Origin of the sequence: Limosilactobacillus balticus (genome assembly GCF_014145615.1) — a bacterium.
Taxonomy (GTDB): domain Bacteria; phylum Bacillota; class Bacilli; order Lactobacillales; family Lactobacillaceae; genus Limosilactobacillus; species Limosilactobacillus balticus.
Map to the genome: position 1 here is coordinate 1 of NZ_JACIVH010000045.1, position 223 is coordinate 223.

Below are 223 nucleotides of genomic sequence, written 5' to 3' on the forward strand. Positions count from 1 at the left end.
CTTCAGTAAGCGCCAGCGAAAGTGCCTCAACATCGTTGAGTGCAAGTGAAAGCACTTCGGCTTCAGTAAGCGCCAGCGAAAGTGCCTCAACATCGTTGAGTGCAAGTGAAAGTACCTCTACTTCAGTAAGTGCGAGTGAATCAACTTCAGCTTCGGTAAGTGCAAGCGAAAGTACCTCTACTTCAGTAAGTGCGAGTGAATCAACTTCAGCTTCGGTAAGTGC

1 protein-coding gene is annotated in these 223 nt (G+C 48.0%); it reads right to left on the reverse strand.

Annotation, left to right across the window (positions count from 1 at the left end; genetic code table 11):
• On the reverse strand, nucleotides 1-223 hold a 223-nt coding region (locus H5S10_RS10620; protein WP_267905328.1), incomplete at both ends, for a hypothetical protein.